The organism is Streptomyces sp. NPDC001770 (assembly GCF_053596135.1).
Map to the genome: position 1 here is coordinate 65,751 of NZ_JBSFFN010000017.1, position 10,749 is coordinate 76,499.

The 10,749-nt window shown below is 74.5% G+C and carries 1 protein-coding gene; it reads right to left on the reverse strand.

Annotated elements, in window-relative coordinates; genetic code table 11:
* Nucleotides 1–175: 175 nt before the first annotated feature.
* Nucleotides 176–10,699: an SDR family NAD(P)-dependent oxidoreductase gene (locus tag ACWCSV_RS17320; protein ID WP_451143001.1), complete on the reverse strand. Its 10,524-nt coding sequence runs from the start codon at nt 10,697–10,699 to the stop codon at nt 176–178.
* Nucleotides 10,700–10,749: the final 50 nt, after the last annotated feature.

Here is a 10,749-nt window from a genome sequence, read left to right on the forward strand (position 1 = left end):
TCCGGAGGGGGCCGTTCTGCCGACCGGGCCCGCCGGGCACAAGGACAGGAGCGGGTGCCGGGACTCGGCACCCCGCACCGGCATCCGGCCGGATGCGTCGTGCGGGAAGGGCCACGGGTGAGGCCCGGGGCGCGGCACCCTGCCCCGGGACTCACCCGGCCGTGCGTCCGTCGGCTCAGCCGAAACTGCCGAGTTCGCCGTCGAGGATGCCGAAGAGCTCGTCGGCCGTGGCCTCTTCCAGCCCCTTCTTCCCGGTGTCGCCGGCCTTCCCGGGTTCCGGCCACTGTGCCGAGCCGTCCCACCGGGCGGTGAGGGACCTGAGCCGCGCGGCCACCCGGGCACGGCGCTCGTCGTCGAGCCCGTCGGAGTCGAGCAGGGCGTCCAGCAGCATCTCCAGGCGCATCACCTCTCCCTCCGCGTCGACGAGTTCCTCGTCGGCCCCCGCCCCGCCCAGTTCCTCGAACAGGTGCTGGGCGAGTGCCTCGGAGGTCGGGTAGTCGAAGGTGAGGGTGGTGGAAAGCCGCAGGCCCGTCTCGGCGCTCAGGCGATTGCGCAGCTCCAGCGCGGCGAGCGAGTCCACGCCGAGGTCGCCCAGCGGGCGTTCGGCGTCGACGGCCCCTCCGGAGCCGTGTCCGAGGACATCGGCCACGTGCCCGCACACCGTGTCCACCAGCAGCCGCCTGCCGTCCGCGGCGCCGAGCCCGGCCAGCCGCCGCGCCAACGGCTCCGCCTCCTCCGCGGCGGCCTGTGAAGCCCGGACGGCGCGGCGGGCCGGCACCGTCGCCGGTTCCAGGGAGCGGACCAGGGCCGGGGCGTCCTCGGTGACCTGGACGCGGATCGGCATCAGCGACGCTGCGTCGGTGGTCAGGGCCCGGTCGAACAGCGACAGCGCCCGGTCGGCGGGCAACGGCAGGATGCCGTCGCGGGCCAGCCTGCGCATCTCGGCCTCGCCGAGGCCGGCCGCCATGCCGTCCCCGGTGTCCCACAGGCCCCAGCCCAGTGACAGGGCGGGCAGCCCCTCCGCCCGCCGCATGGCGGCGAGGGCGTCGAGGAAGGCGTTGCCCGCCGCGTAGTTGGCCTGCCCCGCCGCTCCCAGCGTGCCGGTGGCGGAGGAGAAGAGGACAAAGGCGGCCAGGTCCAGGTCGCGGGTGAGTTCGTGCAGGTGCCAGGCGGCATCGGTCTTGGGCCGCATCACCGTCTCCGTACGCGTCGCGGTGAGATCGGTGAGCAGACCGTCGTCCAGGATGCCGGCGGCGTGCACGACGGCGGTCAGCGGATGGGTTTCGGGAACGGAGGCCAGCAACTCGGCCAGTGCGGCGCGGTCGGTGGTGTCGCAGGCGGCGACGGTGATCCGCGCACCGGCGGCGATGGGCTCCTCGTACCCTCGCGCGTCCGCCGTCCGGCCGCCGCGGCCGACCAGCAGCAGATGCCGGACGCCGTGGTGCTCGGCCAGGTGCCGCGCCACCAGGCGGCCGAGACTGCCGGTGCCGCCGGTGATGAGGACGGTGCCCTCGGGGTTCAGCGGGATGGCCGGCGCGGTCCGGGTCTCGTCGGCCCGGGTCAGCTCCGGTGTGTACACCGTGCCCCCGCGCAGGGCGAGTTCGGGCGCGCCGCTCGCGACGGCGGCAGGCAGGACCGCCGACGAGGCAGCGTCGCCGTCGGTGTCGGCCAGTACGAACCGGCCGGGGTGCTCGACGGCGGCGGACCTGACCATGCCCCAGATGACGGCCTGGGCGGGGTCCGGGGCTCCGTCGGCGCCTACGGCGACCGCGGACCGGGTGACGACGACCAGGGGGGTGACGCCCGCCGGTTCGGCCAGGTGTTCCTGGAGTGCGGCGAGGGTGCGCACCGCGGTCCCGCGGGCACGCGCGGGCAGGTCGCCGTCCGCGGCGTCGTCCAGGGTCACGGTCAGAATGCGGGGCTCGGCCGCCGCCTCGTCGGCGGTCACGTCCGCCGGGGTCCAGCGCAACGCGAACAGGTCGCCGGAGGCCGGTGGAGCGGGGTTCAGCTGCTCGGCCGTCACCTGGCGGATGCGCAGCGAGGCCGCCTCGGCGACCGGTGCGCCCGAGGTGTCGTAGAGCGCCAGGGTCATGTGGTCCGTGCCGTGCGGGGTGAGCCTCAGCCTCAGAGCCGTGGCACCGGTGGCGTGCAGGGTGACCCCCTCCCAGGCGAAGGGCAGGGTCATGACGGTCGGGTCCTGGCCGTCGAGCAGGTCGATGGCGTGCAGCGCCGAGTCGAGGAGCGCCGGGTGCAGCCCGAACCCGGCGGCCGCGTCGGCGTCGGGGAGGACGAGTTCGGCGCAGACCTCGTCGCCGAGCCGCCATGCGGCACGCAGGCAGCGGAACAGCGGGCCGTAGCCGTACCCCTGCTCGGCGAGGTGGTCGTACACTCCGCCCACCTCGGCGGGGACGGCGCCCTCCGGCGGCCATACGTCGACGGGGGCCGGTTCGGGCGCGGTCCGCGGGATGAGGACGCCGGTGGCGTGGCGGGTCCAGCCGTCGCCGGTGCCCTCGGGCCGGGCGTGCACGGCCAGCTGCCTGCGCCCGTCGGCGTCGGGAGCCGCGGCGGTCACCTGGAGGTGCACCGAACCCCGCGGTGGAAGCACCAGCGGCCTTTCCAGAGTGAGCTCCTCCAGGTGCGGGCAGCCGGCGCGGTCACCGGCCTGGAGGGCAAGTTCCACGAACGCACTGCCAGGCACCAGGACGACCCCCGCGACCTCGTGGTCGGCCAGCCAGGGGTGGGTGACCAGAGAAAGGCGGCCGGTCAGCGCCACGGTGTCGGCGGCGGCCAGGGTGAGGGCGGCGCCGAGCATCGGGTGCCCGGCGGGCGACTGGCCGAGCGCGCCGGCGTCGGTGGCCGCCCCGGGCCCGTCGTCCAGCCACAGGCGCTGCCGCTGGAAGGCGTACGTCGGCAGGTCGACACGCCGGGCGTCGGTTCCCGCCTGCATCTGCTGCCAGTCGACGGTCAGGCCGCGGACGTGGGCGTGGGCGACGAGCATGGCGAGCGTCACCTCCTCGGTGCGCCCGCGGCGCAGGGCCGGTACGAACGCCGATCGCCCCGGGTCGGCGAGGGCGTGCGGGCCCATGGCCGACAGGACGGCGTCGGGGCCGAGTTCGAGGAAGGTGCGGACGCCGTCGTCCTCCAGGGCGCGGACCGCGTCCCCGAAGCGGACTGCCTCCCGGACGTGGCGCACCCAGTACTCGGGTGAGCGCAGGTCGTCCTCGGTGGCGTGCGTACCGGTGACGACGGGAATCGCGGGCGCGGCGTAGCGCAGTTCACGGGCGGCCTTCTCGAACTCGGCCAGCATCGGGTCCATGAGGGGCGAGTGGAAGGCGTGACTGACCCGCAGCCGCTTGGTACGGCGGTGGGCGAAGGCGGCGGCGACCTCGTCCACCGCCGCACGCGTGCCGGAGACCACGACCGCGCGCGGGCCGTTGACGGCGGCCAGGGAGACCTCGGGCCCGAGGTGGGGCACCACCTCGGCCTCGGTCGCGTCCACGGCGAGCATGGCGCCGCCGGCGGGCAGGGCCTGCATGAGGCGGCCACGGGCGGCGACCAGCCGGGCGGCGTCCGCGAGGTCCCATACGCCGGCGACGTGAGCGGCGGTCAGTTCGCCGATGGAGTGGCCGGCCAGGCGGTCGGGGCGGATGCCGTAGGACTCCAGCGTGCGGTACAGGGCCGTCTCCACCGCGAACAGGGCGCACTGGGTATAGAGCGTGTGATCGAGCGACTCGGCCGCGTCGGTACCGGGTTCGGCCCACATGACCTCGCGCAGCGGCCGGTCCAGGTGGGCGTCCAGCGCCTCGCACACCTCGTCGAGGGCCGTCCGGAAGACCGGGTGGGTGTCGTACAGGCCGCGCCCCATACCGGGGCGCTGGGCACCCTGCCCGGTGAAGAGGAAGGCGGTGCGACCGGCGACGGGCCGTCCGCGCACGACGTGGTCGGTGGTGGCGCCGTCGGCCAGTGCGGTCAGACCGGCAAGAAGTTCGTCCCGGTCACGGGCGACGACCGCGCCCCGGTGGGTGAGGCCGGCGCGGCCCGTGGCCAGCGAGTGGACGAGGTCGGTGAGCCGCTCGTCAGCGACGGCGCGCAGCCGGCCGGCCTGGGCGGCCAGCGCACCGGGGGTGGCCCCCGAGAGGACGACGGGCAAGAGGGGCGCCTGGATCTCCGTGTCCGGGCGGGGGGAGGTGTGGTCGTCGGGTGCCTCCTCCAGGATCACGTGCGCGTTCGTCCCACTGATCCCGAACGACGACACCCCCGCACGACGCACCCGCCCACCCCGCGCCCACGGACGCTCCTCCCCCAGCAACCGCACCCGCCCCGCACCCCACTCCACCTTCCGCGACGGCTCACCCACATGCAGCGTCCGCGGCAACACACCCTCCCCCAACGCCAACACCATCTTCATCACACCCGCCACACCCGCAGCCGCCTGCGCATGCCCGATGTTCGACTTCACCGACCCCAACCACAACGGCACCTCACGCTCAACCCCATACACCGCCAACAAAGCCTGCGCCTCGATCGGATCACCCAGAACCGTCCCCGTACCATGCGCCTCCACCACATCCACATCACCCGCCGACACACCCGCCGACACCAACGCCTCACGCAACACCCGCTGCTGCGACGGACCATTCGGCGCCGTCAGACCATTCGACGCACCATCCTGATTCACCGCACTCCCCCGCACCACCGCCAGCACCCGATGCCCCAACCGCCGCGCATCCGACAACCGCTCCAACACCAGCACACCAGCGCCCTCGGACAGGGCCGTGCCGTCCGCCGCGTCGGCGAAGGACTTGACCCGGCCGTCCGCGGCGAGATTGCGCTGCCTGCTGAAGTCGACGAACGTGTCGACGGTCGACATCACGGAGACGCCGCCGGCCATCGCCAGGGTGCACTCGCCCCGCCGCAGGGCCTGCGCGGCCAGGTGCAGCGCGACCAGGGACGAGGAGCACGCGGTGTCGACGGTGAGGGCCGGGCCCTCCAGACCGAGGGCATAGGCGACCCGGCCCGAGACGACACTGGCGAGGCTTCCGTTGCCGAGATAGTCGCGGACGGCTTCGGGGACGTCGCGCAGCCGGCTGCCGTAGTCGTGGTACATGACGCCCGCGAAGACCCCGGTGCGGGTGCCGCGCACGCTGTGCGGATCGATGCCGGCGCGTTCCAGGGCCTCCCAGGACGTCTCCAGCAGCAGCCGCTGCTGCGGGTCCATGGCGAGGGCCTCACGGGGGCCGATGCCGAAGAAGTCGTGGTCGAAGTCGGCCGCGTCGTAGAGGAATCCGCCCGAGCGGGTGCTGCAGTGGCCGGGCTTGCCGGGCTCCGGGTCGTACAGGGTGTCCAGGTCCCACCCCCGGTCGTCCGGGAAGTCGCCGATGCCCTCCGCGCCGTCGGCCAGCAGCCTCCAGAACTCCTCGGGCGTGGTGACACCGCCGGGGTAGCGGCAGGCCATGCCGACGATCGCCACGGGCTCGTCCGCCGCGTGTGCCGTCTCCGGCACAGAGGCCCCCGGGGGGTCCCCGGCGTCGGCGCCGAGGAGTTCCGTCCTCAGGTACCTCACCAGAGCATCGGCGTCGGGATGGTCGAAGACAAGGGTGGCGGGCAGCCGCAGGCCGACGGCGCCGCCCAGACGGTTGCGCAGTTCGACGGCGGTCAGCGAGTCGAATCCGGCCTCACGGAAGGAACGGCGTGGGTCGAGCACCATGTCGGAACCGTGGCCGAGGACCGCGGCCACCTGTGTACGGATCAGCTCCGCCAGCTCCGCGTCCTGTTCGGCGCGCCCCAGGGAGGCGAGACGGTCGGCGAGCGAGAGCCCGGCGGTCCTGGCGGCGGCGACCCGGCGGGCGGGAGCGGACACGAGGCCGCGCAGCAGGGCCGGTACGCCGTCGGCGCCGCCGCGCAGGGCACGCAGGTCCAGGCCGATGGGCAGCAGCAGCCGATCGGCGGCGGCGAGCCCGGCGTCGAGCAGCCGCAGTCCCTCCTCGGTGGGCAGGGGCCGGACTCCCGCACGCGTCATGCGTGCGACGTCGGCGTCGGTGAGGTGGGCGGTCATGCCGGTGCGCTGTTCCCAGAAGCCCCAGGCCAGCGAGAGCGCCGGCAGCCCCAGGGAGCCGCGGTGTGCGGCGAGGGCGTCGAGGAACGCGTTGGCGGCGGCGTATCCGGACTGTCCGGCTCCGTCGACGGTTCCTGCCGCCGAGGAGAACAGCACGAACGCGGCGAGGTCCATGTCCCGGGTGAGCTCGTGCAGGTGCCAGGCCGCGTCCGCCTTGGGCCGCAGCACGGCGTCCAGGCGTTCGGGGGTCTGGTCGGTGACCAGCCCGTCGTCAAGAACGCCGGCGAGGTGCACCACGGCGGTCAGGGGATGCGCTACGGGCACGTCGGCGAGGAGTGCGGCCAGGTCGTCACGCTCGGCGGCGTCGCAGCGGGCGACGACGACCTCGACGCCGGACTCCGTGAGGTCGGCGAAGTCGTCGGCCGAGGTGCCGCTGCGCCCGGCCAGGACCAGATGGCGCACGCCGTGGGCGGTGGCGAGGTGCCGGGCGACCACGGCGCCGAGCACGCCGGTTCCGCCGGTGACGAGTACGGTGCCGTCGGGATCGAGCGTGGCGGCGCTCCCGCGTACGACGGCGCGGGCCAGCCGGGGCACCCGGACGGTGTCACCCCGCAGGGCCAGTTGCGGCTCGCCGCTCGCGGCGGCGGCGTGCACGGCTGCGGCGATCCGGTCGTCGTCCGCCGTCCCGGGGGCGGTGTCCACGAGGACGATGCGGTCGGGGTGTTCGCCCTGGGCGGCCCGGACGAGGCCCCAGACGGCAGCACCCGCCAGGTCGACGGCGCCCCCCTCGCCGGTGGTGAGCGCGCCTCCGGTGAGTACCAGCAGGCGGGCCTGGGCGGTCCGTTCGTCCGCCAGCCAGTCCTTCAGGGCGGTCAGGACCCGTCCGGTCGCCTCGCGCACCGATGCCACCGGGTCGCCGGCGCCGGCCACCGGCAGTACCACCCAGCCGGGCAGCGGTGCGAGCGCGGCCGTGCCGCCCTCCGCCAGGACGGCGTGGGCGGGGGTCGCGGCATCCGGTACGGGCACCACGGGCCAGTCCAGCCGGTACAGGTCGTCGGTGCGGACCGGGGAGGCCAGCGCTCCGCCGTCGACCGGGCGGGAGACAAGGGCCTCGACGGCGGCGACCGGGGCACCGGTGGGGTCGGCCAGTTCCAGGGAGAGCGTGTCGCCGCCGCGGAGGCGGACCCGCAGGGCGGTGGCCCCGGCCGCATACAGCGACACGCCGGTCCAGGCGAAGGGGAGCCGGGTCGTCTCCTGGCCGTACGCGCCGAGACCGACGGCGTGCAGGGCGGCGTCGAAGAGGGCCGGGTGCAGACCGAAGCCGCCCGCCTCGGTGGGCAGTTCGACCTCGGCGTACGTCTCGTCGCCGCGCCGCCAGGCAGCACGCAGGCCCTGGAAGGCCGGCCCGTAGTCGTAACCGAGGGCCGCCAGTTCGGTGTAGGCGTCGCCCACCGGGACCCGTGCGGCGCCGGGGGGCGGCCAGGCCGCGAGGTCGAAGGAGGGCAGCGCGGACTGCGGGGCGAGGATGCCCGAGGCGTTCTGGGTCCAGGCGGCCTCGTCCGCGCTCTCGGGGCGGGAGTGGACGGTGACCGCGCGGTGCCCCTGGCCGTCGGCGGCGGCCACGTGGAGCTGGAGCTGGACGGCGCCCCGCTCGGGCAGCAGCAGGGGGGCCTGCAGGGTGAGTTCGGTGATGTGTCCGCAGCCGAGGTCGTGGCCGGCGCTCAGTGCCAGCTCGACCAGAGCGGTGCCGGGCATCAGGATGGTGCCGGAGACCGCGTGATCGGCCAGCCAGGGCGTGGTGGACAGCGAGATCCGGCCGGTGAACAGCGTGCCGCCGCCGGCGACCGGGACGGCCGCGCCCAGCAGCGGGTGGCCGGCGCTCCGGAGGCCCGCGGCGGTGACGTCGCCGGCGGCCGCGGACCGGCCCAGCCAGTAGCGCTCACGCTGGAAGGGGTAAGTGGGCAGATCAGCGGTCCGCACGGGCATCCCGGCGAATACCGGGGCCCAGTCGACCTGGACGCCGGCCGCGAACGCCTCACCCAGCGAGGTGAGCAGGCGCTCCGCGCCTCCGTCGTCGCGGCGCAGTGAGCCGAGGCCGGTGACGTCCGTGCCGGCGGCTTCGGAGGTCTCCTCGATGCTGTTGAGCAGGACCGGATGCGGGCTGCACTCGACGAACACGCCGTAGCCCGCGGCCAGCAGGGTCCGGGTGGTCGGCTCGAACAGGACGCCCTGGCGCAGGTTGGTGTACCAGTACCCTGCGTCCAGCGTGGTGGTGTCCAGCACGCCGTTGGTGACGGTGGAGTAGAAGGGCACGGCGGCGGGACGCGGCCGCACGTCCGCGAGGTCGGTGAGGAGCCGTTCACGGATCGACTCGACGTGGGCGCAGTGCGAGGCGTAATCCACCGGCAGCCGTTTGGCGCGTCCGCCGTCGGCGACGATCGTCTCGCGCAGGGAGTCGAGGGCGTCGACGTCCCCCGAGAGCACCACGGAGGAGGCGCCGTTGACCGCGGCCACGGCCACCCGCCCGTCGTGGGCGGCGACGAGTTCGCGTGCCCGGGACTCGGGCAGGGCCACCGACATCATGCCGCCCTGGCCGGAGAGCGCCTCGGCGATCGCCTGGCTGCGCAGGGCGACGACGCGGGCTCCGTCGGAGAGACTGAGCGCGCCGGCCACGCAGGCAGCCGCTATCTCCCCCTGGGAGTGGCCGATGACGGCGGCGGGGCGTACGCCGTGCGCACGCCATACCTCGGCCAGCGACACCATGATCGCCCACAGGGCGGGCTGCACGACGTCCACCCGTTCCAGCGGGCGGCCTTCCCGCACGGTCCCGAGGAGATCCCAGTCGGTGAAGGGCGCGAGGGCCTCGGCGCAGTCGGCCATGGTGGCGGCGAACACCGGGGACGCGTCCAGCAGTTCGGCGGCCATGCCCGCCCACTGGGAGCCCTGCCCGGGGAAGACGAACGCGATGCGGGACTCCCCCGCGGGTGCGCCGCGCACCACGCCGGACGCCGGATCGCTCTCGGCCAGGGCGGTGAGGCCGACGGTCACGGCGGCCAGGTCCGCGCCGACGACGACGGCCCGCCGGTCCAGGGCGGCGCGGGTGGTGGCCAGGGTGTGGGCGATGTCGGGCACCGGGTCGGTGCCGGTCGCCAGGTGGTCCAGAAGACGGCGGGCCTGCGCGGCGAGTCCCTGCTCGTCACGTGCGGACAGCACCAGGGGCAGCGGGCGGTCCCAGACCGGCTCCTTCTCGCGCGGCTCGGGGTCGGGGGCCGCCTCGACGATGACGTGGGCGTTGGTGCCGCTGATCCCGAAGGAGGACACGGCGGCGCGGCGGAGTTCACCGGTGGCGGGCCACTCGCGTGGTTCGGCGAGCAGTTCGACGGCGCCGGCCTCCCAGTCGACCTGGCCGGTGGGCCGTCCGGCGTGCAGGGTCCGGGGCAGCCGGCCGTGGCGCATGGCCATGACCATCTTGATGACTCCGGCGACTCCGGCGGCGGCTTGGGTGTGCCCGATGTTGGACTTCACCGAACCCAGCCACAGCGGCTCCTCGCGGTTCTGGCCGTAGGTGGCCAGGAGCGCCTGGGCCTCGATCGGGTCACCGAGCGGGGTGCCGGTGCCGTGTGCCTCCACGGCGTGCACCTGGCGGGGTTCGAGCCGGGCATCGGCGAGGGCGGCGCGGATGACGCGTTGCTGGGAGGGGCCGTTGGGGGCGGTCAGGCCGTTGGACGCGCCGTCCTGGTTGACGGCGGTCCCCCGCACGACGGCGAGAACCTTGTGGCCGTTGCGACGGGCGTCGCTCAGCCGCTCCAGGAGCAGCAGCCCGACGCCCTCGCCCCAGCCGGTGCCGTCCGCGCCCTCCGCGAACGACTTGCAGCGGCCGTCCAGGGCCAGCCCGCGCTGGCGGGAGAAGTCGATGAAGGTGTCGGGGGTCGACATGACGGTCACCCCGCCGGCCAGGGCGAGGCCGCATTCGCCGGTGCGCAGCGCCTGCACCGCCAGGTGGAGGGCGACCAGGGAGGAGGAGCAGGCGGTGTCGATCGTGACGGCCGGCCCCTCCAGTCCGAGGGTGTAGGACACCCGCCCGGAGGCGACACTGCCGAGGTTGCCGTTGCCGAGGTAACCCTCGACGCCTTCGGGGACTTCCGTGAGCCAGCTGCCGTAGTCGTGGTACATCACACCCGCGTAGATGCCGGTGCGGCTGCCGCGCAGGGTGTGCGGGTCGATGCCTGCGCGTTCGAACGCCTCCCAGGCGGCCTCCAGCAGCAGCCGCTGCTGTGGGTCCATGGCGACGGCCTCGCGTGGGCTGATGCCGAAGAACCCCGGGTCGAAGCGCGGCGCGTCGTGGAGGAATCCGCCCTCGCGCACATGGGTGCGGCCCGGCGCGTCGGGGTCGGGGTCGTAGATGGCGTCGAGGTCCCAGCCCCGGTCCGCGGGGAAGCCGCCCACGGCGTCCACTCCGGCGTCGACCAGGTGCCACAACTGTTCGGGCGTGCTGACGCCGCCGGGGTAGCGACAGCTCATGGCGACGATGGCGACGGGCTCGTGCGCGGCTTCGGAGATCCGGTCGTTGTCCCTGCGCAGCCGCTCGTTCTCGAGCATGGCCTCGCGCAGCGCCTCGACGATCTGCTCGACAGATGTGTCCACGGTCGGTGTCGCTCCCTGCTGACTCGGCGGCGCTGATGATGCGATGAAGG